Source organism: Streptomyces sp. McG3, assembly GCF_018619185.1.
In the GTDB taxonomy this organism is placed as follows: Bacteria; Actinomycetota; Actinomycetes; order Streptomycetales; family Streptomycetaceae; genus Streptomyces.
Genome location: NZ_JAAXYC010000041.1, coordinates 1 through 25,927 on the forward strand (window position 1 = coordinate 1; position 25,927 = coordinate 25,927).

Sequence of the window (25,927 nt, forward strand, 5' to 3'; positions counted from 1 at the left end):
CCCCACCCCCGGGGACCAGGTACGTTCGACGGGTGGCTGGATTCAGGATCGGACGCGGCCGGGACAACCGCACCCCGCAACAACCGCAGCAGCAGCGGCAGCAGCCGTACGGAGGGCAAGCACCACAGCCGCCGTACGGTGCTCAGCCGTGGCCGACGGCAGGAGGCCCCGCCAACGGCGGAGCGCCACCGCCGTACGGGCCGCCACAGGGCGCCCCGTACAACACGGGCGGCGGCTACGCGGGCCCCGGACCGGGCGGACACGGCGGGCAAGGCGGACGCGGCCAGGGCCAGGGCCATCCCCACGGCCACGGCGAGCCGGAGTACTTCGGCGACCCGTACGCGGACCCCGCGCCCCATGACCCGTACGCCAACAACCCGGGTCACACGCAGGCGTTCCGCGTCGACGAGGACCCGTACAACGGCGGCAACACCTACCAGGCCGGTTCCGCCCCCGCCCAGCCGCCGGGCCCGCGCCTGCGCTGGAAGGAACTGCTGACCGGCATCGTGGCGCGCCCGGGACCGACGTTCTGGCAGATGCGGGACTACCCGGTCTGGGGCCCGGCGCTGGTCGTCACGTTCGTCTACGGCCTGCTCGCGCTGTTCGGCTTCGACCAGGCGCGCGAAGAAGCAATCAACGCGACGATCTCGACGGCCATCCCGTACGTCCTGTTCACCGGCGTCGGCTTCGTCATCGGCGGCCTGGTCCTCGGCGCGGTGACCCACACCCTGGCCCGCCAGCTCGGCGGCACGGGCTCGTGGCAGCCGACGGTGGGCCTGTCGATGCTGATCATGTCGATGACGGACGCCCCGCGCCTCCTCTTCGCCCTCTTCCTGGGCGGCGAGAACTCCCTGGTCCAGATCGTGGGCTGGCTGACCTGGCTGGCGGCCGGGGCGCTGTTCACGTCGATGGTCAGCAAGTCGCACGACCTGCCGTGGCCGAAGGCGCTGGGAGCATCGGCGATCCAGCTGATCGCGCTGCTGTCGATCATCAAGCTGGGCACGATCTAGAAAGCCCCGTACGCACGAGAAGGCCCCCGGAGCGCGGAACACACACGCACTCCGGGGGCCTTCTCACGTACACGGACACAACGGCTATCCGGACACAACGAACACAAGAACGCAACGGGCATAGCGGGCACGCAGGGCTGTGGGTCCCTGGAGCCAGGAAGCCCCTACGCGTCGAGAACCTGCCCGTCCCGCCGCACGACGGGCTTCTCCACGCTCCACGGGAAGTTGATCCACTGATCCGTCTTCTTCCACACGTACTCGCACTTCACGAGTGAGTGGGACTTCTCGTAGATGACGGCGCTGCGCACCTCGGCGACATGGTCGACGCAGAAGTCGTGGACGAGCTTCAGCGTCTTGCCCGTATCGGCGACATCGTCCGCGATCAGAACCTTCTTCTCCGAGAAGTCGATCGCGTTGGGCACGGGCGCCAGCATGACGGGCATCTCCAGAGTGGTGCCCACCCCCGTGTAGAACTCCACGTTGACCAGGTGAATGTTCTTGCAGTCGAGCGCGTAGGCGAGCCCACCGGCGACGAACACCCCACCCCGGGCGATACTCAGCACCACATCAGGCTCGTACCCGTCGTCGGCGACGGCCTGCGCCAACTCGCGCACCGCCCGCCCGAAGCCCTCGTAAGTCAGGTTCTCCCGCACGTCACTGGTCATGGTTGATCACACCTGGGTCCGATGGAAGTTCTGGAACGACCGCGAGGCCGTCGGCCCCCGCTGCCCCTGGTACCGCGACTCGTACCGCTCGGAGCCGTACGGGAACTCGGAGGACGAGGTCAGCTTGAACAGGCAGAGCTGCCCGATCTTCATACCCGGCCAGAGCTTTATCGGCAGGGTCGCGAGATTCGACAGCTCCAGGGTCACATGCCCGGAGAACCCGGGGTCGATGAACCCGGCCGTCGAGTGCGTCACCAGCCCGAGCCGCCCGAGCGAACTCTTGCCCTCCAGCCGCGAGGCCAGATCATCGGGGAGCGAGATCACCTCGTACGTGGACGCCAGCACGAACTCCCCGGGGTGCAGGATGAACGCCTCGTCACCCTCCGGCTCGACCGTACGGGTCAGATCGGGCTGTTCGACGGCCGGATCGATGTGCGGGTACCGGTGGTTCTCGAACACCCGGAAGTAGCGGTCCAGCCGCACGTCGATGCTCGACGGCTGCACCATCGAAGGGTCGTACGGATCAATACGGACTCGGCCGGCGTCGATCTCGGCCCGGATGTCCTTGTCTGAGAGAAGCACGTCCCGAGGATACGCAGAACGCGCGAGCCCGCCCCAACCGGACCACCCGCGCGCCTGCGGAACACCTCCGCCCCGCTACCTACGCACCCTCTCGCACCCGCCGCCACAGCTGCCGACCACGACGCACGCGCCGGCAACCGCATCCGCCGCCACGTCCCGAGCCGACTGCCCCGCGACCACTGCTACCGCCGCTTCCTGCTACCGCCGCTCACTTCCGCCGCGGCCCACCGGTCCGACTCCGCCCTACCGCTTCTCGAACGCCACCGGCACGGCCTGCCGCAACCGGGCACACCGAGGACACCGGATCAACCGCCCGGGCCCGATCCGGCCGGCCCCGAGCTGCTGCATCGGGAACGACGAGGTAGCGAAAACATGCCCTTCGGCACAGCGGACGACGGTGCGCTCCATCGACTCCATCAAGCCCCTTCCCCAACCACATATGGACGAGAAAGCCACATTAGGGGATGAACGGGACGCCACTCCACACGGCACTCCGACCACCCACGCTACGCCCCCAACTCCCGCCCATCACACCCCCGTCCACACCCCTTCCCCGACCGGACGCACGACACGGGGGCCCCACGGCTCATCCGCCGGGGGCCTGGCATGGGGTAGAGTGTGGAACGATGCAGCGCCGGTGATCGGCACGCTTCGCGGGTGTAGTTTAATGGTAGAACATGAGCTTCCCAAGCTCAGAGCGCGAGTTCGATTCTCGTCACCCGCTCCACGATGAAGGCCCTGGTCGGAGACCAGGGCCTTATTGCTGTCTCGACCACCGTCACGGCGCGTGCCATTGGCATGCCATAAGGGCCCTTCCAACCGGCTCAGCCGCGCGCTGCAGCAACATCACGCTTCCCTTGCCTGCGGGCGGCAACGCCCCACGGAACCGCGGAAACCGGCGCTCACCCGACGCGACAGTCGGGCCATCAGCCTGACCGCCACCAGCCCAAACAACTGAAACGGCACACCGAAGAAGCCGGCGGACCGGCACGAAGGATCGAGGCTAACGGGCAGGTCCACAGACTGCCCGACACGCCGACGCTTACGAGGTCAAGATCATTCGCACCAAAACAGCCCCAACTCAAAGCCGCTTCACCGACCTTGGCTTACGCGCCTACTCCCCCAGCACGAGACCGACTGGGTACGATCACCGGAACGGGCTAGGCACGGGGAGGCTACCGCCGAATGTCGATTCAAAAAATCTCGGTACCTAAGAACCAGGTCTACAAGGTCCTTCAGATAGAGGAAGGCCATTTCGAGGACCTGAAGGCAATCGATATCTCACCGGCAAAGCTCACGAAGGCCATTTCTGCTTTCGCTAACGCAGATGGCGGAGAACTTTATGTCGGAATTGACGAAGGGCCCAACGGAAAGAATCACAGTTGGCGCGGATTCGATAACATGGAGGCAGCCAATGGGCATCTGCAAGTATTTGAAGAGCTATTCCCACTCGGTGGAGATTTCCTTTATGAATTCATGCAATGCGATGGGCATCCCGGCCTAGTCCTGCATGTAATCATCCAAAAGACCAAGGAAATCAAGCGCGCCAGCGACGGGAAACCGTACGTCCGCCGCGGGAGCCAGAGCCTCCCAGTAGGCGCAGACCGCCTTGAAAGCCTGCGCCGAAACAAGGGCATCACGTCTTTCGAATCCGAAACCGTACCAGCCCCGATCGACATAATCACCAATTCGCTAACCATAATCGATTTCATGCTCAGCAGCGTCCCCACCGGAGAACCTGAACCGTGGCTGCGAAAACAAATGATGATCGTGGGAGATAAACCCACAGTGGCGGGTCTCCTTCTCTACTCAGATGAGCCACAAGCTCCGCTACCCAAGCGCTGTGCCATCAAAATCTACAGGTACAAGACTACCGACCCACAGGGGTCGCGAGAGAATCTTGCATTCGACCCTCTAACTGTCGAGGGCTCTCTCTACGGACAAATCAAGGCAGTCGTAGCAAAAACCTCTGAACTGATCGAAGAGGTGAAGATACTCGGCCCTGAAGGACTCGCACCGATCACGTATCCGTTTGAAACTCTGCACGAGATCATCACGAACGCCGTAATCCATAGGGACTACGGAACCGCAGACGACGTGCACGTCAGAATTTTCGATAATCGGGTCGAGGTGGAGAGCCCCGGACGCCTACCTGCTCACATCACGACTCGCAACATTCTCAAAGAGCGGTTTTCCCGCAATGGCGCAATCGTTCGACTAATTAACAAGTTCCCAGATCCACCAAACAAGGATGTGGGTGAGGGTTTGGCCACAGCGTTTGCCGCCATGAAAAAGCTGAAACTGAAAGACCCCGTAATCGAGGAACTGGAAAACTCCGTCCTCGTCAACATCCGTCACGAGCGACTGGGATCACCTGAAGAAATAGTGATGCAGTACCTCACCAGTCACGAGGAAATCAACAACCGGACGGTACGAGCGCTAACCGGAATTGGGTCGGAGAATAAGGTTAAAACCATTTTCCTTCGCCTGATCGACGCTGGACAGATTGAGCGTGTCCCGGGGAAGAGGGGGAGCGCTTCCGCTTACCGAATGGCGACCAGCTCCGAGCAGAGCTTGGGGACACCTCCGTAGCGAGATCAACCAACCGCGTACCTCGTGCCCGTCTCATTCAGGCCGTTCAAGTTAGTTCAGACCGGACCAGACAGCTTCTTGGTTGCCCAGACCGCACACCTCGTACGCAAGTGAACGGCCGCAGGCTCAAGCCGCCTGGCCGCCAACAGGCTTAGAAGCAGCGCACTTCCCCAGTCTGTAGTGACGTCCGGCGGCTCGTCCGAGCTGCGGCGCTGGGGCGCCGGTCCCGGTCGGCCGGCGACCCCAAGCTCAGCGCGGGTTGCATTCTCGTCACCCGCTCTATGAAAACCCCAGGCCAGCGGCCGGAGGCTTCCTTGTATGCGGCACCTTGTCACCGTCCGGTCGGCTTCGGCGACCTCTCCCTGGATAATCGACGTATGGCATCACAGCCCAGCCTTTCCGACCTCCGCCGCGCCAAGTTCGCCCGGCGTCTGCCCGCAGCACTCTCCGAGCTCGCCGGCCCCGAGCACGGCACGGTGAGCCTGCCACTTCACCTGGCGTGGTCGGGACTGACCAGGTTCGATCTCGATCAGCCCCGGCTGCGGATGAGCTACTACCGCATCGTGCTGGCCGAGGGCCAGCACGACGATCTGGTCCGGTATCTCGATCGCGGCCTCCTCGTAAGCTTGTGGCCCACACTGCGCACACTGATCAGCCGTGATGTGCGTGAAGTGTGGGAACGCTCCTTCGACGAACTCGCCCACACACCCCGGGCCGCTGCGTGAACCTCACCGACCTTCACCGTCGCCTTCTTGCAGACGTGCTCGCCGTAGGCGGCTCTTACCCTTTGGCGCTAACCGGCGGCTACGCGGTCCAGGCACACGGCCTGGTCGATCGGCTCAGCCAGGACCTCGATGTCGCGACCGAGAACCCCGATCATATGGAAGACATTGCCGCTTCCGTGCGAACGGGCCTGGAACAGCGCGGATGGCAGGTCAGTGCTCTGGAAACAGACCCCCTCTCCGCCCGCCTGATCGTCACCGATCCCGCGAGCCGTGAAGAGTGCGAGGTCGACATCCTCAAGGAAGCACTCTGGCGGCCGCCCGTACATACCGAGCACGGCTTGGTCCTGTCCCTGGAAGACGTCGTTGGGACCAAGGTCCGCGCACTGGCCGACCGCGGACTCGCCAGGGACCTGATCGACGTACAGGCCGCCGCGAACCGCTGGAGCCATGCCGAACTCGAGGAACTCGGACGGCGCCATGCCCGCGACTCCTTCGATCTGAGCGAGCTCCAAGCGCGACTGGGTGGAGCCGACTGGATCGACGACACAGAATTCGCCGCCTACGGACTCGACGAGCAGGCAATCACCGGGCTGCGGCAGTGGGCACAGGCATGGGGCGACGACATCGGCGAACGACTCCAGGAGCTGGAAGCTCCGCACGAAGACTGATGACTGTATAGAGACCATGCGCTAATAGGATGCACATCAGGCTGCTCAGACCTCAACGACCGTGCCCCATCCGTGCCCTTCGGAGCGGACAACAGCGGTCAAGAGCAGTGCCCAGAGACCGCGCCAACCTCGCCCCATCCAGACGAACATGCAGCTCAAAGGCACTTTGACTGCCCAAGAGCCGTTGATTCCCAAGCTCAGAGCGCGAGTTCGATTCTCGTCACCCGCTCGCCAATGGAGGCCCCGGTCGATGACCGGGGCCTTTCGCTTGCCCTCCAGCGGCGACGGTCCAAATCTCTGCCCCGCAGTGGACGGCCGGAGAGCGGTCGCTCTGTCATCACCCGGCGCATGCGGTCGCGACCATCAAGACAGGGGCCTGTGACTCAAGCCGAGCCTCGCATACTCCAGTATGATTGGACTCATGTCCTCAACGACTCGCATCACCGTCACGCTCCCCAGCGATCAGGTGGCGGAGCTCCGCAAGCTCACGGACAACGTCTCCGGGTACGTGGCGGAAGCCGTGGCCCGCCAGATCCGGCACCAGCTCCTGGGCGACGACCTCCGCCGTCACGAGGAGGAGCACGGCCCCTTCAGCGACGAGGAGCTCGCCGAGGCACGCGGGAAGATCTTCGGCTCCGCCGGCTCCTCCACGGGCGCGGACGCCGCGTGAGCGAGCGCATCGAGACCGTCGTCCTGGACTCGGAAGGGCTCTCCGCCTGGATCGCGCAGGACCGCAAGCTGCTCGCGATGCTTCAGGTCTTCCACGACATGGGAGCCGACCTCGTGATCGGGGCCAACACCATCGTGGAAGTCAGCCACTCCCGCACCAACCTGCCTCGCCTCAACTGGGTCCTCTCCCGCGTCAAGGTGGAGCCCGTCACCGAACAAGCGGCGAAAGCGGCGGCTGAGCTCCTCAAAGGCGCCGGGCTACACGGGCACAAGTACGCCATTGACGCCACGGTCGCCGAGGTCGCCCTCCGCCAGCCGAAACCCGTCGCCCTTTTGACGTCCGACAGCGACGACATGACCAAGCTCTGCGGCAGCCAAGTCCGCATCATCCCCCTCTGACCAGTCCGCCGGCCCGGAGCACGCGTTGCACCAGTAGCTCTCGTGCCCCATCCGTGCCCAGCAGAGCGGACAACAGCGGTCAGGTACAGCCTCCAGAGACCATGGCGACCGCAGCCTTCTCGCTGGAAAGTGCAGTTCAGAGCCCTTCCGGAGACTCAAGCACCGCTGATTCCCAAGCTCAGAGCGCGAGTTCGATTCTCGTCACCCGCTCCGCGACTGAGGCCCAGGGCATCGACCCGGGCCTTGTATGTCGTCTGGACCGCTCCAGGCGTCACGCACCAGATTCGCACCGGGTGGCGCGCCCTCGGCCCGCTCCGGAAAGCCAACGGCCGCACCCTTCCGGCGGCCCGCCTCGACCAGGTCATTCACCTCGCAGCTGCCCGCCCGCCAACGCACGCCTGATTTAAACGATCTTGGTTTCGCGGCGCGGGAATGAGACCCTGTTCGCACTTGCATTCAGCGAATGCGGCTTTGCACGGGGGGACTTCACACTGTGGCTGTAACCGTGCCCGATTGGGCCGACACCATGCTTGACCTCATTGGGATCAACTGGCCGAACGTCGACGAAGACGCGTACCGGGACATGGCCGACGCGCTCCGGGAGTTCGCCGAGGATGTCGAGGACGACGGCCACCTTGCCAACCAGCACGTGCAACGTTTGCTGTCCTCCGGTAGCGGTGAAGCCCTCGACGCGCTCAAGGGTCACTGGGGCAAGGTCAAGAACAAGCACGTGAAGGACCTGGCCAGTGGCGCTCGTACGATCGCCGGTGCCCTGGACAACGCGGCCACGGCGATCGAGGCCATGAAGTACGCGGCAATCGTCCACCTGGGCGTGCTCGCCGGCAAAGCCGGCATCTCCATGGCGCTGATACCGGTGACCGGCGGGCTGTCCATGCTCATCGGCGGGGCGGCCATCGCGGTCGCTCAGCAGGCCATCCGCCGGATCATCAAGGAGTGCATGGAGGAGGTCGTCGGATACATCGTCTCCGCCCTGACCGAGCCGGCCGTCGCCGCGCTGGAGAACATGGCCGCGGATCTCGCCGTACAGGTCGGTGCCAACGCGCTCGGCCTTCAGGACGGCGTCGACATGAACCAGGTCGGCCAGTCCGGCAAGGAAGGCTTCAACGAAGGAGTGGCGGGGGCCAAGGATTCCCTCCAGCTCGCCTCCGCCGACGGTCCAGGCCCCGCGCCCGGCAAGGGCGTGCACATCGAGCACGCGGAGCACACCCGCGCGGGCACCAAGCTCAACCTGGTCAGTGTCGACGTTCACGGCAAGACGGCGGGGAAACTGTCCAAGGCCAGGACGCATCATGGACGAAGTCGAGGCAAGGACGACATCGCCGGCGCCCTGGACCCCGTGATCGACAAGGCCATGAAGGCGCTCGGCAAGGCCAACAAGGCCATGGGCGACCACTTCGGCAAGGCACTGCCGAAGGCGGTCAAGGAGATCTCCGAGAACCAGAAGAAGATCGAGCTGGACATCAAGGAGATGATGTCCAAGGGCGTGAAGGTGCGTAAGGGCGACAAGGAAGACGGTCCGCGCCCCGATGCGCCCCGGGACTCCACCCGCACCAAGGCCGACGCGCTGAAGAACGCCAAGGACGAGCCGCGCCGCAACGCGATCTCCCTGGAGAAGAAGACCTGCGAGAACGACCCGGTGGACGTCGCCACCGGCGAGATGACCCTGCCGCAGACCGACCTGGCCCTGCCCGGAGTCCTTCCTCTCGTCCTTCGCCGGACCCATCTCTCCGGCTATCGCTACGGCCAGTGGTTCGGCCGCAGTTGGGTCTCCACGCTGGACGAGCGGATCGAGCCGGACCCGCTCGGCGGGGGCGCGGTGTGGTCCCGGGAGGACGGTTCGCTCCTCGTCTATCCGCGGCTGCCCCTGCCCGAGGACGACGACGGGGTACTCCCCGTGGAGGGCCCCCGGCTGCCGCTCCGGCACGGAGGCCAGGGCAACGGCGAAACCACCTATCTCGTCTCTGATCCCCGTTCAGGGCTGACGCGTTCCTTCCGCGGCGGCCCGTACAACGCGTCCCCCGCCTGCTGGCTCCGGGAGATCGAGGACCGCAACCTCAACCGGATCGACTTCGCCCGCCTCGGGGACGGCAGTCCGACCGCCGTCGTCCACTCCGGGGGCTACCGGGTCGCCCTCGCCGTCGAGGACTCCCGAATACGTGAGCTGTCCCTGCGTACGCCGGACGGTCCCGTCACCGTCATGCGCTACGGCTTCGACCCTCTCGGCAACCTCGACGCCGTCATCAACTCGTCCGGGCAGCCGCTGCGTTTCACGTACGACCCGGACGACCGGATCACCTCGTGGACCGACCGTAACGACTCCACGTTCCGCTACGTGTACGACGACGCCGGCCGCGTGGTCCGCACGGTCGGCCCGGACGGCTATCTGTCGTCCACGTTCGCGTACGACGTCCACCCGGAGACGGGCGACCGCGTCACCCGGTACACGGACTCCCTCGGCGCGACCAAGGTCCACCAGTTCAACGACCGGCTCCAGGCCGTCGCGGAGATCGACGCGCTGGGCGGCGTCACCCACCGCAGCTTCGACCGGTACGACCGGCTGCTGTACCGGACCGACCCGCTCGGTCGTAGCACGACGTACACCTACGACGATCACGGAAACCCGGTCCGGGTCGAGCACCCCGACGGCACCGTCGCCCGGATCGAGTACAACGAGCTGAACCAGCTCGCCGCCGTCATCGGCCCGGACGGCGCGCCATCGCGGCAGGAGTACGACGACCGGGGCAACCCGACCCTCTTCGTCCGGCCGGAGGGGTCCACCACCCGACTCACCCACGGGCCGAAGGGAGAGCTCATCGGTGTCGATGACTCCCTGGGCGCGCTGAACAGGGTGCTCTGCGACGCAGCCGGCCTCCCCTTGGCGATCCACGGCCCGCTCGGCTCGGTCACCCGGTACACCCGTGACCCCTTCGGACGTGCGGTGAGGATCACCGACCCGCAGGGGCGCACCACCGAGCTGGAGTGGACGACCGAGGGCAGGCTCGCCCGCCGGACAGACCCCGACGGCTCGCAGCAGTCGTGGACGTACGACGGCGAGGGCAACTGCCGTGCGCACACTGACGCGACGGGCGGCGAGACCCGCTTCGAGTACACCCACTTCGACCTGGTCTCCGCCCGCACCACACCGGGCGGCGCACGCCAGGAGTTCACCCACGACACCGAGCTGCGCCTGGCCCGGGTCACCAACGCCCAGGGTCTGACCTGGGACTACACCTACGACGCGGCAGGCCGCACCAGCTCGGAGACCGACTACGACGGCCGCACCCTCCGCTACTCCCACGACCCCTGCGGTCAACTCGTCGCCCGTACCAACGGCCTCGGCCAGACGGTCCGCTACGAACGCGACCTCGCGGGCCGGGTCACCGCCAAGGACGCCGACGGGAGGGTCACCCGCTTCGCCTACGACGTCCACGGCCGTCTTGCCTCGGCGACGGGCCCCGAAACCGAGCTGTCGTACGTACGCGACCGCTCGGGCAGGGTCCTCCGGGAGGTGTGCGACGGCCGCGAACTGGTCAACACCTACGACGAGATCGGGCGACGCACCCTGCGCGTCACCCCGTCCGGTGCGGTCAGCTCCTGGTCCTTCCCGGCCGGTCGCACCGCCGAGCTCCATGCCTCCGGCCACCGCCTGAGCTTCCGTTTCGACGAGACGGGTCACGAGACCGACCGCCGGATCGGTGACGCGCTGACCGTCGACCTCGCGTACGACCCGGCGGGGCGCCTGATCGACCAGCTCGTCCGGACGACCGGTGACCGGGTTCTCCAGCGCCGCACGTATACGTACCGTCCCGACGGCCATCTCGCTTCGGCCGAAGAGCTGACCGGAGGCCGCAAGCGACTTGAGGTATCCGGTGACGGCCGGGTCACCGGCGTCACGGCGGAGAACTGGTCGGAGCGGTACGCGTACGACGAGGCCGGGAACCAGACCGGTGCGTCCTGGCCCGGTGCGGGCGACGCCTCCGGACCGCGTGAGTACGCCGGAACGCGCATCACTCGCGCGGGCCGTATCCGGTACGAGCACGACGCTCAGGGCCGGGTGATCCTGGGCCAGAAGACCCGTCTCTCCCGCAAGCCCGAGACCTGGCACTACGGCTGGAATGCGGAGGATTGTCTGGTCTCGGTCACCACACCGGACGGTACGCGCTGGCGTTACCTCTACGACGCTCTGGGACGGCGCTCGGCCAAGCAACGCCTGGCCGAGGACGGGGCGACGGTGGTCGAGGAGGTGGCGTTCACCTGGGACGGCGACACACTCTGCGAACAGACCACTTCCACGGCGGGCTCCCCGGATGCCGTCGCCCTCACCTGGGACCACGACGGCGTGCAGCCGGTGACTCAGGTGGAACGCCGGCTCGTGGACAAGGCAGAAGTCGACAGCCGATTCTTCGCGATCATCACCGACCTCATCGGCACGCCTCGTGAACTGGTCGATGAGCAAGGCGAGGTGGCGTGGCGCACCCGTTCCGCTCTGTGGGGAGCCACGTCGTGGAACCGCGACGCCCACGCGTATACCCCCCTGCGCTTCCCCGGCCAGTACTTCGACCCGGAAACGGGCCTCCACTACAACCGCCACCGCCACTACGACCCCGAGTCGGGCCGCTATCTTTCCCCCGACCCGCTCGGTCTGACCCCGGCCCCGAACGCGGTCACCTACGTCGACGACCCCACGCGGTGGATCGATCCTCTGGGGCTGGCGGGATGCCCGCACCGGAGCGGGGAGAACAAACACAGCGTGGTATTGGGCGTCAACCGTCCTGGTGGACATTCCAACAGCCTTGCCGAGCACCTACGCCAAAATAACGACCCCGGCGCGCACACATACAATGACAGCACATACGGCGATGAAGAGCCCGGTGGTCCCGTATGGATGACCAACGTCGCCGCCGCCGTGAACGACCGAGGCACCACACTGTCCATAACCCTGGACGGAATGCCGAATCGAGCTGGAGAAACAGGAAACTGGAATACACCGGAAACTATCATCGAAGCCTTCAGGGTAGCCGTGGAGCGCGGTGACAATTTCGGCCTGGGGAACAGGGATCGATGGCCCGACGCAGGTAACGGAACCGCATGGGAGATGAGCGTGGTTGCCCGCGCGGTTCGCGCCTACGAGACAGACGTGGCCGATGGCTACGCCAACCCGGACGGACGCCCGTGGGAAGAAATTGCCTGGTATTCGGGCAACGAGAAAATCGATATCAACGACAAACCAGATATCATGGAACTGAATCCCGAGTACCTCAGACTCAAGAGAGAACAGGCGAATGACAGCTGAGATTGACGCCAACATCCCCAGTTCAGTGGCCAGGGAGTGGCAAAGCGTCCTGTCGGAATCATCCAGCGTGATCGACCCGAACCTTTCGCGGGCCGCACATGCGCATCCGAAACTGCGTTCACTTTTTCCGCTCATCAGTCACGGATCTCTTCAGTTCAGCCGCTGCACACGGTATCCATGGTCCCGAGATGTGCCCTCCCTCTTCAGGCGACGTGACGGGGGCTTCTCCGTCATTCGCATGTGGGAGACGGGTGAGTCCGGCCTCCGTGAAGTAGGCGTGGCGGACACCGCGTCGGAAGCAGTCGCGCTGCTTTCCGCAACCCTGCCCGAAGACTGGGGACCTGCGATCGAGGGGACAGCCGACGACCTGTGACATCGGCCGGGGGACAGGCACCCATCCCAGTCTCAACGACCTGTTGGGCCCGGAACACACTCCGCGAAGCGAAGAGGCCGAGCACATCAAAGGGCGCGTAGCCAAGCATTTCGCGTGGCTGCCGCGGTCCTCAAGTTGTCCGTGAAGGACACTCTGTATCGTCGAGACACTTGTGTGCCCCATCCGTGCCCAGAGGAGCAGACAGTATCGGTCAGGTACGGCTTCCACAGACCCTGGCCATCCACCTCCTCAATGGGAAATCACAGGTCAGATCCCCTTCAACGGTCCAAGCACCGCTGATTCCCAAGCTCAGAGCGCGAGTTCGATTCTCGTCACCCGCTCCACGACTGAGGCCCAGGTCAATTGACCCGGGCCTTGTTTGTTGTCCGGACCAGTTCAGGCGTCGCGTGCCCGTTCCGTGCCCGATCGCTTCTTGGCCTGCTCCTCCTGTGCCAGTGGCTTCGCCGAAGCCCGCGGCGTCGGCCAAGCTCACCGCTCCTACCCCTCGCCCTCAGTGGCGCTCCCCGCGCGGATGAACCAACTGCTTCCGCCGCCGCAACGTCCTCCGCCGCCTGTGGTGGGCAGACCGAGAGAACGACCGCGCTTCGGGACAGCGCTTCCGCGAGCGAGTCGCGCGCCGTGGCACCGGCCTCCCTCCCGCGGCGCCACGTGTTCTCACTGCGGCCCTGCCCTCCTGGCGATGCACTACATCGACCCTACGGGCGCCCGCGCCACCTTCGACGAAATCCTCCACCGTCGGACACGAAGGGGGCGCGAGTCCGCTGCGCAACATGCCCGTCAACCGTCGACCGCGCCCACTAGGGCGGTCGACGGTCAGGCACCAGCTGCGCCAGGCACCTGAGCCCAGCACGGTGGGGCTCTCCCTGCTCCATCGAGACCCGCGCACGGCACGGGCGTACCCCGCATCAGCGGCGCGGCCTATCTCTGTCCTCACCACGGCTGGCCGCGCCGGGCGGGGCGCCACGTGCTGTGGGTAGAAGCGGGAGATTCATCTGCAGTCGAAGACGTAACTCCGGTGGGGAGGGCGAGGCCGGTCCGGAGGATGAGCGGATGACGGACCCGTCGGTCGAGATCGTGCCGTGCGAGGGACCGCATCCGCCCGAGTTCTACGGGACGTTCCGGCTCAAGGGCGATCACGCGATCTCCGACCCCGCGACCATCGCCGCCCAGGCGTACGAGGGCTGTGCACCGCTGCTCCACGACTTCACGCCGGACGTCACCGCACTTCCGGCCGCCGAATTCGGCTTCTACTGACCCGAGTCGGTAGCGGGACCGGAGGGGACCGGGCTGTGCGCTGCTGGCTTGGCGCGGAGACCGGCTTGCCGAGGGGCTCGATGCGACAGGACCCGAGCGCGTGGCACGCCCACCAGCTCGCCTTTCTGAAGGCCCTGCGCCCTCCGCCGAAGCCTGGTCCGGCGCATCCGGCGAGCAGGTCGACACCGACCTGGCCGTTGCCAGGGCGTGGGCCGGCCGACTGGGCCGGGGAGGCCGAGTCAGCCCGGCGGCTCCGCGCGGTCGACAGCCTCCCGGCGTCGGCGGGTGGTCCGGTCGCCCGGCTCGCGGACCGCTCGCGGACCGGCTCGACGCGCTGTCGGCCGCCCGGATCGCCGCCTCGAAGGCCCCCACCATGGCGGAGTTCGACGAGCGCTGGGCAAGCACGGTCGAGGAGGACGGCTTCCCCGAGGAGCGGGGAGCCCGGGTCGTCCTCGGCCTGCCGGTGAAGCCCGGAAGGTCCTCGGCCTGCCGGTGGAGGACCCGGAGGAGCACGAGGGAGAGGCGGAGAGCCTCGGGTGATGCGGCGGGGGCGACGGGCCCGTCCAGGACCACAGGCCCGTCCGGGGTCACTGACCCACCTGTCGGCCGGTTCCTGCCCCCCGCACGGCCTCCCGCCGACGGTGCCGGGGGCCGAGATCGAGACAGCCTGACCCGCCACCGACGACGTGCCCGCAGGGTGGGTGATCACTCACCGTGCGGACGGAGCTGCGACCTCCGCCTGCGTTATCCCACTTCCACCGGCCCCTCAATCACGCAGAGGGAATATGGAGTTCGCCCCTCCGGCGGAATGACCCAGCAGCAGATCTGCCTTGAACCAGCCATCGCCCTTTATTCCGTTGACCACCCCCATAACCGCCGTGAAGGGTGGCTCCCGCTTCACCAGTTCATCCATTCGAGGGGGCAGGCAAATGAAGAAGAACGCTCGCCGAACATGCGCGATCGGTACGGCCGCGGCAGCGCTCGCCGGCATCATGGTGCTCGGGGGAGGTGCCACGGCACAGGCGGACACCCGCTGCAGCTGGAGCACCATCACCATCAACAGCGGCAGGGGAGCCGAGGCTCCGAGCTCGGCGTCCGGCCACAAGCACGACACCGGAAACCACTACGTCGGCTACATCGCCGGCGACCTGGTCGACTGGTATGCGGACAACAACGGCGGCAGCGACGGCGACACCTGGGACTCGTACTACGGTACGCGCAAGTGCTAGCCTCTCCGACCGCTTGAATCAATTACCGTGGTGCGGGTGGGAGTTCACCCGCACCACGCGTCCCCCACACCAGAAGGCGAACCAGGCATGCGCCATCACCTCACGTTACCGCTGCTCACAGTCGCCCTGACGACGCTGATGCTGTCGGGTTGCGCCACGACCGAGGGGGAAGCGGAGGACCCGGCTCCCGGGGCGGAGCAGTCCGCGAACTCCCGCGATGCGATGAGTGATCTGCCGGACGGAACTCCCACCCCGTATTCCGATCTCAAGGTCGGCATGTGCTCCAACTTCCAGGGAGATGTCCGCTCGGACCAGGAAGTCGGAACGGTGGACTGCGCGACGCCGCACCGATTCGAGATTCTGTCCGAGGCCGAGATTCCCGAAAGCAGGGAAAGCCCGTTCCCCGGTGATCGCGGCGTCATGGACGCCATGCGCACCCTCTGCACTCCCGTTCTGGACCCCCTCATTTCGAAGAACAAGGGATCCATGATCGGACTGCTCTTCGTGCCGCTCAACAAGGATTCCTGGGAAGCCGGGAACAGGACCGGCTACTGCTCCATAACCTTCCCCGAGCCCAAAACCGGAAAGATCGGCAAAGCCGCATGACGCAGGAGCCCGAACACACCGGGCCCTCCGACGTGCTTGTCCGCTTCGACGATGTCCGAAAGTCCTTCCGTACCGCGCGCGGACGTCGGCAGCAGGCCCTGGACGGATTCTCCATGTCCATTCCCCGGGGTTCGATCGTGGGGCTTCTGGGACCGAACGGCTCAGGAAAGACCACTGCCCTCAAAACTCTCCTGGGCCTTGTCAGGCCCGACAGCGGCAGTGTTCACGCCTTCGGCCACGCGCTCCCCAAGGACCAGCGGTACGTCGCCGGTCGCATGGGCGCGCTCATCGAAGGGCCGGCGTTCAACGCCTCGTTGACCGGCGAGCACAACCTCCGGTTGATCGGCGAGCTGCACGGCGTGGGACCCACCGAGGTGGCCGAGGCGCTGGAACTGGTCGGGATCGCGCACGCCGCCCGGCGCGCCTACTCCGGCTACTCCCTCGGCATGAAGCAGCGGCTCGGTGTGGCCGGGGCCCTGATCTCCGGACCCGAACTCCTCGTCCTCGACGAGCCGATGAACGGGCTCGATCCAGAGGCCGTGCGGGACATGCGGGAGCTACTGAAGCGACTGCGCGACGAGCGCGGTATGACCGTGGTCGTCTCCTCCCACATCCTGGCCGAGGTCGAGCTGGTCTGCGACTGGGTCACCATCGTCAGGAACGGCCGCGTCATCTGCGACGCGGGGGTCTCCGAGCTGATCTCCCGGGGGACCGAGCACCTGGTGGTGCGGGTGCACGACACGGTTACCGAGCAGGCCGTCGCCGTACTGGAGCGGCACGGCCACACCCTCACCCGGGCCGCAGGCCCGCGCGGCACGGACGAGCTGCGGATGCCCGCCCCCCGGCCGCACCCGCACGCGGCCGAAGTACTGAGGCTGTTGACCGCCCAGGACGTGTATCCGCGCGAGCTGCTGGTGGAGTCCGTCTCCCTGGAGGACATCTACGTCGCGGCGATCCGGGCCGCCGACGCCGCAGCGGAGGACGTCCCCTTTGAACGCCGTTGACCAGATGCGCGGCTTCGGCGCCCCGCCCTGGCGCCGCCTCGTGCGGGCCGAGCTGCACCGGCTGACCGCCCCGCCGGCCGTACGCCGTGTCGCGGCCGCGCTGCCGCTGCTGGTCCTGGCCTTCGGCCTCTCGAAGCTGTTCACCCACAGCCCCGACACCGGACCGGCGCTGCGCGAAGCGGACGCGCGCTACCAGGAATTCATCGAACAGGCCGCCCGTACGGGCATGCCGACCGGCAGCATCGGGCGGGACTCCTTCTTCGACGACCCGCGCTACCTGATGGAGTCGCTCTCCTTCGGCGATCTGCGCACCGTCCTGCTCGGTCTCTGCGCGGCGGCCACGGTCTTCGGAATCGTCAGCGGCGGGGCCGACTGGGCTTCGCGCGTGATGCTCACCCTCACCGCCGCCGAACCCGGGCGTGCCCGGCTCTTCCTCACCCGCGGCGTGCTGGTCGGCGGTCTCTCCATGGCGGCGACCGCCCTGTGCGGGCTGTTGCTCGTGCCGTGTCTGCTGCTCGCGGCTCAACTACGGGGGAGTACGGAGGGCCTGGACGCAGCGTACTGGGCGGTGCTGGTGAGCCAGTTCCTGCGGGGCATCGTGCTCGTGGGCCTCCTGGCCCTCCTCGGCTACAGCCTGGCCGTGCTGACGCGCCACGTCCCCGCCGCCCTCGCCATCGCCTTCCTTTATCTCGCCGGCGCGGGCCGGGTCTTCGGGGGGCGGGGGCCGCGACTGGCCGAGTACGACATGGACGGGCTCACCTTCGCCGTCCTCAACGAGAAGCCCGTCATCCCCATGGCGGAGTCCGACTGCATCTCGGGCCCCGGCTGTGCGGCGACCCATGTCGACCTGACCGCCTTCGACGGCTTCGCCGGGATCCTCCTGTATCTCCTCCCGGTCCTCGTTCTGGCCCTGTGGCGCTCCACCCGAACGGACGTCGGCTGATGACCCTCCTCGCGAAAACCTCGTCGCCGCCCCTGAGCCGCCTCGTCCGGTCCGAGCTGCACCGGGTACTGAGTCCGAAGCCCGTTCGGTACGGCCTCCTCGCGCTCCCCGCGATCCTTCTGGCCCTTGCCGTATCCGCCTTCCTCAGTCATCACACCGATGTGGCGGCGGCGTGGCGGGCGGCCGAAGCGGCCTACCGCACGTACGCGGAGGAAGCGGCGACCCGGCCCGCGGGCTCGGTCGAGACCCTGTCCCCTCGCGAGTTCTTCGACGACCCCCGCTACCTCATGACGAAGGCATCCTTCGTCGACCTGCGCGCCGTGCTGTCGGGGCTGTCGCTGGCCGCCCTGGTTCTCGGTGTCCTCAGCGGGGGTGCGGACTGGTCGTCCCGCGTGATGCTCACCCTCACCGCGGCCGAGCCCCGGCGCACCCGCCTCTTCCTCGCCAGGGGCCTGCTCGTCACTGCGGTCGCGACCGCCACCGCCGTCCTGACCTCGGTCTTCTTCGTGCCCCTCCTGCTGGGTGTGGCCGGCTTCAAGGGGTCCCTGGCCGACGCGGACGGGCGGTACTGGACGGTGCTAGCCGTCATCGGAGCGCGTGGCGCGGTCCTCGTCGGCCTGGTGGCGCTGCTGGGCTACTCCCTCGCCATGCTGACCCGCCGCACGACCACGGCCCTCGGTATCGCCCTCGCCTATCTGGTCGCCTCCGGCCGCATCGTCCAGGAGTACGTCCCGGCACTGGCCGAGTACCAGCTCTCCGGGATCACGTTCGCCGTCCTCAACGAGCGTCTGCTGATGGAGACGGACAGGACCACCTGTGTCGGCGAGGCCGCCTGCCTGGCCATGCGGGAGGGCACCACCGCGAGCACCGCCTTCCTCGCCCTGTCTGTTCACCTGCTGCCCGTCGTGGCGGCGGCCTGGTGGCGGTTCGCGCGCCGGGACGTCGGCTGAGGCCGCGGACAACAGCGGTCAAGTACGGCCCAGCGAGACCGCGCCAACCTCTTCCCTGCAAGGCAAACAAGCAGCTCAGAGGCGCTTTGGTCGACCAGCCCCGGTGATTCCGAACCTCAGAAAGCGAGTTCGATGATCGTCACCCGTTCTTTGACGAAGGCCCTGGTCAGTGACCGGGGCCTTCTTGTGTCGGCGTCGGCCCGCGGTGCCGGGGTCGCGGTGAGCGTGGCAGACCCGGACGGGTCGATGCTGTTCCCGCCAGTGGTGGGGATCGTGCAGGATGACGTCGCCGTCGGCGCGGACCTACCGGATGCGCGGGCCGGTCAGGGGACGCGCGGGCCGAGGGGGCCGGGCTGTGAGCGGCACCGGCGCCGAAGACCCGAACGTCGATCCGGTCACAGGGAGATCCTCCTCGCATGGTGCACACGAGCGACAGCTTGGCCGCCGAACTCCAGAGGCTCCGGGATCGCCCGCGTGCCGATGCCGCGCCCCCGGTCCTCTCCCTCTTCGTCATCGACGTTCAAGGGGATGCCGCGGAGTACGAACGGCGCCTGCGGTCGGTGATCTCACCCGCCGTGCGGCTGGGCAGCACGGCGGATTTCGAGCAGGAGAGTCTCCCGGTCGGCGATGTTCCGGACTGGTTCGCCGCTGTGAGTTCCCAGCAGCCGGAGCAGGCACCGCAGTTCGCACGGGCCGGGCGCGACCGGTATGCGGAGCACACCGGGGGCGGCCGGCCGTGGGAACTGCGGGACTGGTTGTACCGCTTCGACCCCGACGAGGACTCCCGCGGCTGGGAGTGGTGGGACGCCGCCCCGGTCGGATCGTCCCGCGTCCACGTCTGGGTGGACAGCTGGGGAGAATCCTTCTTCGGGTGCCAGGATCTGCTCTGGGGCGCCTACACGGCGGGCGCGGTCCGCATCGACGGCCCCACAGTTCAACAGTCCGCCGTGTGGTCGGCGGAACGGAACACCACGCGCTGAGGCAGCCACCTGCCCACGTTGCCTCCCGCCGCATGGGCGGGTCCCGCGCCCAGGTCCTTCGAACCAACAGGTCGCGGCAGTTCGCGGAGTGTCCTCCGACCACGGCCGGCGCCTCCGGTGCATCCCGAGAACCGCTGATTCACCAGCTCAGAGCGCGAGTTCGACTCTCGCCACCCGCACCATGCTGAAGGACCCGGTCAGTGACCGGGGCCTTTCATGTCGGCCGTACCGCGACGAGGTCCACCTCGCGAGTCCCGTCTTCCCAACCGGCGGCGCCCACCCGTGCTTCACGCCATCGAGGCCAACGACGTCTTCCTCCACTGGGTCTCCTGGTGGCACCTCGCCACCATCGGTCCGTCCTGTTTCGCGCCCCAAGCTGCCGGGGGCCGGTATCCGTGGAGGCCGGAGCCCCACAGCGGAGTGCCTTCGGAGGTCTTCTCCGAGCTCTCGAGGACGGGCGCGTTCGCGACTTCGGTCCGAACGGTTACCGTCCCCCCAACCATGCCGCAACTCAGGCATCGCGCTTTAGAGTTGATAGTGCACCGGCCGGGTGCGCCCTGGTGAGGAGGCGGCAGCGTGTCGCGAGGATGGAAGACTGCGGTCGTGGTGGTCGCATCTGCGGGAATCGTCTCCACGCCGTTGTTCTGGTTGCTGGACAAGCCGGACACCGGGCAGCTGGTCGGCGCGTCCGTCCAAAGTGCCGTGGGGATCGTCGCCCTGCTCTGGGCACTGTTCCAGCGGCCGGCCGCCCCGGGGCCGTCGGACGCGGCCATCGACACCGGCCGGGCCGAGGCCACTGACGGTGGTACTGCCGGAACCGGCATCAGGCGCCGGGGCGGCGGCCACGGGTCCGCGCGGGCCGAGCGGACCGGGGATGCCACCGCGTCCGGTCCCGGAAGCGCTGCCGGCTCGGGCATCGACTACAGCTGACCCGGCCGCCGGGCGGAGTCGCGACGAACGAACAAGGGGGCCCGGTTGCCATGCGCTGGTGGAAGCGCCACCACGGTGCCGACGATGAGGCCGGACGCCGGAAGGAGCCAGGTGTTCCCGTGGTCGTCACGGACACGGGGGACGCCAACGCCTCGGACGGCTCGACCGCGGTAACCGGTCTGAGCGTACGGGGTCCCGAAGCAGCCGACCTCGGACCGGTCAGCGACACGGGGCACGCGTACGCCACCGCGGGCGGTATCGCCAACACCGGGCACCTGCAGATCGGCACCGACCCTTCGGGCAGTGCGCAGACCGTCGTGCAGGCCGGAGTGATCAATCGCCTCATGATCGGCGGGACGGCCGCGGCCGCGCTGCCGGTGCCGCACCAGCTGCCGCCCCGCGTCGTCGGGTTCCGGAACCGGACGGGCGCGGTAAGTGCCCTGACGGCGAACCTGGAGCGGCGGCGGCTGGCCGCCGAGCCCGCGGTCGCGATCGTGAGCGGCATGGGCGGTGTGGGCAAGACCTCGCTCGCCGTCCACTGGATCCATGCGATCGCCGACCAGTTCCCCGACGGCCAGCTCTATGCCAATCTGCGCGGCTTCTCGGACGGACCCACCGCCACGGCGAGTCAGGTGCTCGAACAGTTCCTGCGTTCGCTGGGCGTGCCGGCGGACGAGATCCCCGAGGACGAGGACAGCCGGGCTGCGCTCTTCCGGTCGATCACCCACGGCCGGTCCCTTCTGCTGCTGCTCGACAATGCCCTGGACGCCCGCCAGGTCCGGCCGCTGATCCCTTCGACCGTCGCCTCGCTCACCGTGATCACGAGCCGGAACAGGCTCACCGGACTCGCGGTCCAGCTCGGGGCGCAGCGGGTCGGCCTGGAACCCTTCGATGGTCAGGTGGCGGTCGAGATGCTCACCGGTGACCGCGAAGGTCTGCCGGAGACCGATCTGCTGCTGGCCGACGACATCGCCCGCAAGTGCGGATACCTGCCGCTGACACTGCGGATCACACTCGAAAGGCTGGCGAGCCGGAGCCTCGGCTCGTTCGGCGCATGCGCCGCGGAGATCATCGGAGAGCTGCGGGACGCTCGCGCCGCTCTGGACACTTTCTCCCCACTGGACGACGACTCATCTACGGAGCTGCGTGTGGTGCTTTCCTGGTCCTATGCCGATATCCCCGACGACCTGGCCCGGACGTTCCGGCTGCTCGGACTTCACCCCGGAGCCGACTTCAGCGCGGCCGATGCCGCCGCGCTGTCGGCGATCGAACGGACCGAAGCCGTGCGCCGCCTGGACCGGCTGGTCCAGCTCAGCCTGCTGGAGCCATCGGGCCGGTCGCGCTTCCGGTTTCACGACCTGCTGCGGGCATTCGCGGCGGAGCGCGCTCAGGGTGACGAGTCCGGGGCGGAAGTCGGTCTGGCGCGGCGCCGCCTGCTGACGCGGTACCTCATCCGCATCGACGCGGCCGATCGTGTCCTGGCTCCGGGGCGCCGTCACGTGGTGTCGGCCGAGGAGGCCGGTGAACCGTTCACCTCGTACGAGGAGGCCCTCGCCTGGTGCGACTCGGAGCGGCTGAACTCCATGGCGATGGTCCGGGCGGCCGAGGCGGACGGCGAGGACGATCTGTGCTGGCGTATCGCCATGGCGCTGATCACCCCCCTTGTCTTGCGCTCCTACCACGCGGACCGCCGTGAGGTCTGCGAGATCGGGCTGGACGCTGCCCGCAGGGCGGGGGACCGCTGGGGTGAGGCGTGGAGCCTGATGAGCCTCGGGGGCGCGCTGCGCGAACTGGGCCTGAACGATGAGGCAGCCCGGAAGGATCGTGAAGCGGCGTCGTTGTGGCGTGCACTCGGCGATGCCGAAGGCGAGGGCAAGAGCCTGAACAACCTGGGCGGTGCGTTGATCGCCCTGGGCCGGCTGGCGGAGGCGGCCCAGGTGATGGAGGACGCGCTGCGCATTCGCCGCGCGATCGGAAGTCAGCGCGAGCTGGCCATCTCGCTGTTCCTGCTCGGTGACCTGCACCTGGCGCAGGGCGATCCGGAGGCGGCCGAGCAGAACTACCGGGAGAGTCTGGGGCTGCGCGCCGCGGCGGACCGGCAGACCATCGGGTTCGCACTGACGGGTCTGGCCGAGGTCGCGCTGCTGCGGGGCGATCTTGATGCCGCGCAGGAGGCGTTCGGCGAAGCCGCTGACGCCCACGAGGAATCCGGCTATCCGAACGGGCAGGCCATCGCGCTGCGCTCCCGCGCACGCTGTCTCCGCGGTCTGGGGCGCGCGGACGACGCGTACGCCGCGCTGACGAAAGCCTTGGCTCTGCTGCGGGCCGCCGACGATCCGGCGGCCGACGAGGTACAGCGAGAACTTGATGAGTACGGACCCGGATCCGGGTGAGGGGCCGGTCAGGCAGGTGGCGGACGACGGCCTGTGACGCCGGCCCTCTACGGGGGCGGGCGTGCTCCGCCCTTCCCGGGCACTGACGGTCCGGTGCGCTCTGCGACTCCCCGCACCGGGCGAATCGCGAGGCCAGCGGGGGCGGGTAAGGACCGATTCCTGAAGGCGCTGTCCAGGTCCGGCTCGATGCCGAAGAATGCGCACATGGCTGAGGCTGGACAGTTCCGGGACGGGATAGCCGCGCGCATCGCGCAATTCGATCGGGAGGGGGCGCGACGGGCCGCCGGCCTGGCGGAGGAGGAGCGGCAGCGGGTGCTGGACCTGTTTCCGCTGGAGAGCTGGGGCGAGCTGGACCTGGAGCAGTACGCGCTGGGGCCGGACAGCCGCAGGAGCGGGCTGTCCTTCTGCCGGCTGATGGAGTACGGCACCGACAACTTCGGCAGCATCCGCGGCGGCAGCGCGGCGAAGCACATCGTCTACCAGCACCGGTCGGGTCAGTGGCGAGTCGTGCCGAGCGCCTTGCGCGGGATCGAGGTGGAAGCGGCTTGGGTCCAGGTGCGGTCCGAGTTCGTGACGGCCTTCGACGCGGCGCGGAAGGGTGCGTGGGAACTTCTGGACGATCTGGAGTCGCTGTCGTACGGACAGGCCCTGACCACCAAGACGCTGGCGGTCTACTTTCCCGGTGAGTTCCTGCCCGTCTTCTCCGCCGCGCACGTCCGCCACTTCACCGCGTTGCTCGGCGGCAGGCCCCGTGCGTACTCCTCCGGTGTGCGTACCTGGAGAGCCAATCGCGAACTCCTCGGACTCCTGCGTGCGTACGACGAGTTCAAGGGCTGGAGTCCGCATGAGGTGATGGACTACCTGTACACCTTCCACGATCCGCGCCCGCAGGACCGCGTGGTCTGGAAGATCGCGCCCGGGGAACGCGCGAGCCTCTGGGACGACTGTCTCCAGAACCGTCGTATCCGGGTCGGCTGGGACGAGGTCGGCAGTCTGGTGCAGTACGAGAGCGACCAGGAGCTCAAGGCCGCACTGGACCAGCACTGGCCGCAGAGCACCGGCGGCAACCTGCGGCTCGCACGGCAGATGCTTGCCTTCCGTGACCTGGAGCGCGGCGATCTCGTCGTCGCCAACCGAGGAAAGTCGGAGGTGCTCGCCGTGGGCACCGTCGTGGGCGGATACGCCTACGAACCCGGCCCGGGGACTCACCGCCACACCGTGGACGTGGACTGGGACACCTCGTACGCCCAGGGCTTCGACGCGCCCCGGCACGCCTGGCAGCAGACGTTCGCCAAGGTGCCCGCCGCCTTGCTGCGGGAGATCCGGCACGGCCGGGACAGGGGCGGGGCCGGCGTATCCCTTCCGGGTTCCGTCGGTGACACCGAGGGGGCCGACAAGGTCCGCACCGTGGAGAAGGCCGTTTCGGCGGGGTCCGGGCCGCCCGATGACGAACTTCCCGATGACGTGCGGAGAGTACGGGATCTGCTGGAGCACAAAGGGCAGGTCGTACTCCAGGGGCCACCCGGCACGGGCAAGACCCGGCTGGCACTCAATGTCGCCCTCGCCCTCGCTGGACACGCGGACCTGATCGAGGCGCCGCCGGCCGAGCGGGCCGCGGTGCTCGCGCGGCTGTCCGCGGTGCCCCCGGTACCCGCGGTGGCGGAGGGCGCCGGGACGCCCGAGAAGGCACGGGCGGCACGCCTCACGATGGTGACCTTCCACCCGTCCTACGGGTACGAGGACTTCGTGGAGGGTTTCAGGCCGGACACGGCGGCGGACGGGGCCGGCCTGCATCTGACGATGAGGGACGGGGTCTTCCTCCAGGTCTGCGCGGCGGCAGAGATGGCACCGGACGACATCTTCCTGCTCATCGTGGACGAGATCAATCGCGGTGATCTCCCCCGCGTTCTGGGTGAGTTGATCACCCTGCTGGAGCTCGACAAGCGGGGATCGGTCTCCATCACCCTGCCGACCAGCGGGCGACAGCGGACCGTTCCGGCGAACGTCCGCATCATCGGCACCATGAATTCCGCCGACCGCAGCGTGAGCCATATCGACTCCGCGATCCGGCGCAGATTCGCGTTCCTCGACGTGCCGCCGGACCTGGACGCTCTGGACGGAGAGGTGGAAGGGCTCGGGCTGGCGCCCTTGCTGGAGGGGCTGAACGAGCGTCTGGACGCGCATTTGGGCCCGGACCACCTGCTCGGGCAGGCATACCTCCTCTCGGACGACCGTCCCCTCGCCACCGTCGAGCAGCTCTCCCACGCCTTTCACCACGAGATCGTGCCGCTCGTGACGGACTACTGCCTCGGCCGCCCCGACATGCTGCGGGCCGTACTGGGCGAGCTGGTGGACGACCGGACGGGTCGGGTGGTTCAGACGAATCCGCAGGACCTTCCGGGAATGCTGGCGAAGGTCTTCGTCACCGCCGGGATCACCGACGAGGACGACGTGCCGGCCGAGCGCGAATGGGACAGGGAGTAGTCGGGTGCCGCGGAAGGCCGCAGGGCACGCGGGGCGCACAGGGCGGCAGGTGACGCTCAGTGAGTACGCGTCCGCCAGAGTGCCGAGTTCCGATCTGAGCCCTGCCGATCTCCACAGACTCCGGAGTCTCAAGTCC

General features: G+C 67.6%; 20 protein-coding genes and 1 tRNA gene. 19 read left to right on the plus strand and 2 right to left on the minus strand.

The window, feature by feature from the left end:
• The first annotated feature begins 32 nt into the window (after nucleotides 1–32).
• Nucleotides 33–1,010: a Yip1 family protein gene (locus HET64_RS09860; RefSeq protein WP_215103875.1), complete on the plus strand. Its 978-nt coding sequence runs from the start codon at nucleotides 33–35 to the stop codon at nucleotides 1,008–1,010.
• 164 nt (nucleotides 1,011–1,174) lie between these two features.
• Here the strand turns inward: HET64_RS09860 and HET64_RS09865 are convergent, their stop codons facing one another.
• Both HET64_RS09865 and dcd read right to left on the minus strand, forming a co-directional pair.
• On the minus strand, nucleotides 1,175–1,675 hold the full coding sequence (locus HET64_RS09865; RefSeq protein WP_215103877.1) for a phosphoribosyltransferase: 501 nt from the start codon (nucleotides 1,673–1,675) through the stop codon (nucleotides 1,175–1,177).
• A 6-nt stretch (nucleotides 1,676–1,681) separates the two neighbouring features.
• Nucleotides 1,682–2,257, minus strand: coding sequence for a dCTP deaminase (dcd, locus tag HET64_RS09870; RefSeq protein WP_050358434.1), 576 nt, complete (start codon nucleotides 2,255–2,257; stop codon nucleotides 1,682–1,684).
• Nucleotides 2,258–2,910: 653 nt separating this feature from the next.
• Here dcd and HET64_RS09875 point away from each other — a divergent pair.
• The 18 genes from HET64_RS09875 (at nucleotide 2,911) to HET64_RS09955 (ending at nucleotide 25,791) form a co-directional block, all read left to right on the plus strand.
• Nucleotides 2,911–2,984 (plus strand) — tRNA-Gly (locus HET64_RS09875).
• Between the two features lie 458 nt (nucleotides 2,985–3,442).
• Nucleotides 3,443–4,849, plus strand: a complete 1,407-nt coding sequence (locus HET64_RS09880; RefSeq protein WP_215103879.1) for an ATP-binding protein — start codon at nucleotides 3,443–3,445, stop codon at nucleotides 4,847–4,849.
• A gap of 377 nt (nucleotides 4,850–5,226) precedes the next feature.
• Nucleotides 5,227–5,574, plus strand: a complete 348-nt coding sequence (locus HET64_RS09885) for a transcriptional regulator (RefSeq protein WP_215103881.1) — start codon at nucleotides 5,227–5,229, stop codon at nucleotides 5,572–5,574.
• Nucleotides 5,571–6,242, plus strand: a complete 672-nt coding sequence (locus tag HET64_RS09890; protein ID WP_215103883.1) for a nucleotidyl transferase AbiEii/AbiGii toxin family protein — start codon at nucleotides 5,571–5,573, stop codon at nucleotides 6,240–6,242. Before HET64_RS09885 ends, HET64_RS09890 begins: the two co-directional genes overlap by 4 nt.
• A 421-nt stretch (nucleotides 6,243–6,663) precedes the next feature.
• Complete coding sequence (locus HET64_RS09895) at nucleotides 6,664–6,912, plus strand: type II toxin-antitoxin system CcdA family antitoxin (RefSeq protein ID WP_215103885.1); 249 nt, start codon at nucleotides 6,664–6,666, stop codon at nucleotides 6,910–6,912.
• Nucleotides 6,909–7,310 carry a PIN domain-containing protein gene (locus HET64_RS09900; RefSeq protein WP_215103887.1) on the plus strand — a complete coding sequence of 134 codons (402 nt, stop codon included), beginning with the start codon at nucleotides 6,909–6,911 and terminating at the stop codon, nucleotides 7,308–7,310. The genes HET64_RS09895 and HET64_RS09900 overlap by 4 nt, the downstream gene beginning before the upstream one ends.
• A gap of 526 nt (nucleotides 7,311–7,836) precedes the next feature.
• Nucleotides 7,837–12,624 carry an RHS repeat-associated core domain-containing protein gene (locus HET64_RS09905; RefSeq protein ID WP_215103889.1) on the plus strand — a complete coding sequence of 1,596 codons (4,788 nt, stop codon included), beginning with the start codon at nucleotides 7,837–7,839 and terminating at the stop codon, nucleotides 12,622–12,624.
• Complete coding sequence (locus HET64_RS38935) at nucleotides 12,614–12,997, plus strand: DUF6193 family natural product biosynthesis protein (RefSeq protein ID WP_251145076.1); 384 nt, start codon at nucleotides 12,614–12,616, stop codon at nucleotides 12,995–12,997. Before HET64_RS09905 ends, HET64_RS38935 begins: the two co-directional genes overlap by 11 nt.
• A gap of 1,071 nt (nucleotides 12,998–14,068) precedes the next feature.
• Entirely contained in the window at nucleotides 14,069–14,272 is a 204-nt protein-coding gene (locus HET64_RS09910) for a hypothetical protein (protein ID WP_215103891.1), read from the plus strand.
• A 929-nt stretch (nucleotides 14,273–15,201) separates the two neighbouring features.
• The gene (locus HET64_RS09915) at nucleotides 15,202–15,501 is read left to right on the plus strand and encodes a hypothetical protein (protein ID WP_251145077.1); all 300 of its coding nucleotides are present in this window, start codon (nucleotides 15,202–15,204) and stop codon (nucleotides 15,499–15,501) included.
• A gap of 87 nt (nucleotides 15,502–15,588) precedes the next feature.
• Complete coding sequence (locus HET64_RS09920; protein WP_215103893.1) at nucleotides 15,589–16,107, plus strand: septum formation family protein; 519 nt, start codon at nucleotides 15,589–15,591, stop codon at nucleotides 16,105–16,107.
• Nucleotides 16,104–17,111, plus strand: a complete 1,008-nt coding sequence (locus HET64_RS09925; RefSeq protein ID WP_215103895.1) for an ABC transporter ATP-binding protein — start codon at nucleotides 16,104–16,106, stop codon at nucleotides 17,109–17,111. Before HET64_RS09920 ends, HET64_RS09925 begins: the two co-directional genes overlap by 4 nt.
• A complete protein-coding gene (locus HET64_RS09930) occupies nucleotides 17,098–18,054 on the plus strand; it encodes a hypothetical protein (protein ID WP_215103897.1) in 957 nt (318 codons plus the stop codon). The genes HET64_RS09925 and HET64_RS09930 overlap by 14 nt, the downstream gene beginning before the upstream one ends.
• Complete coding sequence (locus HET64_RS09935; protein WP_215103899.1) at nucleotides 18,054–19,004, plus strand: hypothetical protein; 951 nt, start codon at nucleotides 18,054–18,056, stop codon at nucleotides 19,002–19,004. The genes HET64_RS09930 and HET64_RS09935 overlap by 1 nt, the downstream gene beginning before the upstream one ends.
• A 416-nt stretch (nucleotides 19,005–19,420) precedes the next feature.
• The gene (locus tag HET64_RS09940; protein ID WP_215103901.1) at nucleotides 19,421–19,984 is read left to right on the plus strand and encodes a hypothetical protein; all 564 of its coding nucleotides are present in this window, start codon (nucleotides 19,421–19,423) and stop codon (nucleotides 19,982–19,984) included.
• A 606-nt stretch (nucleotides 19,985–20,590) separates the two neighbouring features.
• Entirely contained in the window at nucleotides 20,591–20,914 is a 324-nt protein-coding gene (locus tag HET64_RS09945; protein ID WP_308369945.1) for a hypothetical protein, read from the plus strand.
• A 119-nt stretch (nucleotides 20,915–21,033) separates the two neighbouring features.
• Nucleotides 21,034–23,307, plus strand: a complete 2,274-nt coding sequence (locus HET64_RS39850; protein ID WP_215103904.1) for a tetratricopeptide repeat protein — start codon at nucleotides 21,034–21,036, stop codon at nucleotides 23,305–23,307.
• Between the two features lie 204 nt (nucleotides 23,308–23,511).
• Nucleotides 23,512–25,791 carry an AAA family ATPase gene (locus tag HET64_RS09955; protein WP_251145078.1) on the plus strand — a complete coding sequence of 760 codons (2,280 nt, stop codon included), beginning with the start codon at nucleotides 23,512–23,514 and terminating at the stop codon, nucleotides 25,789–25,791.
• Nucleotides 25,792–25,927: the final 136 nt, after the last annotated feature.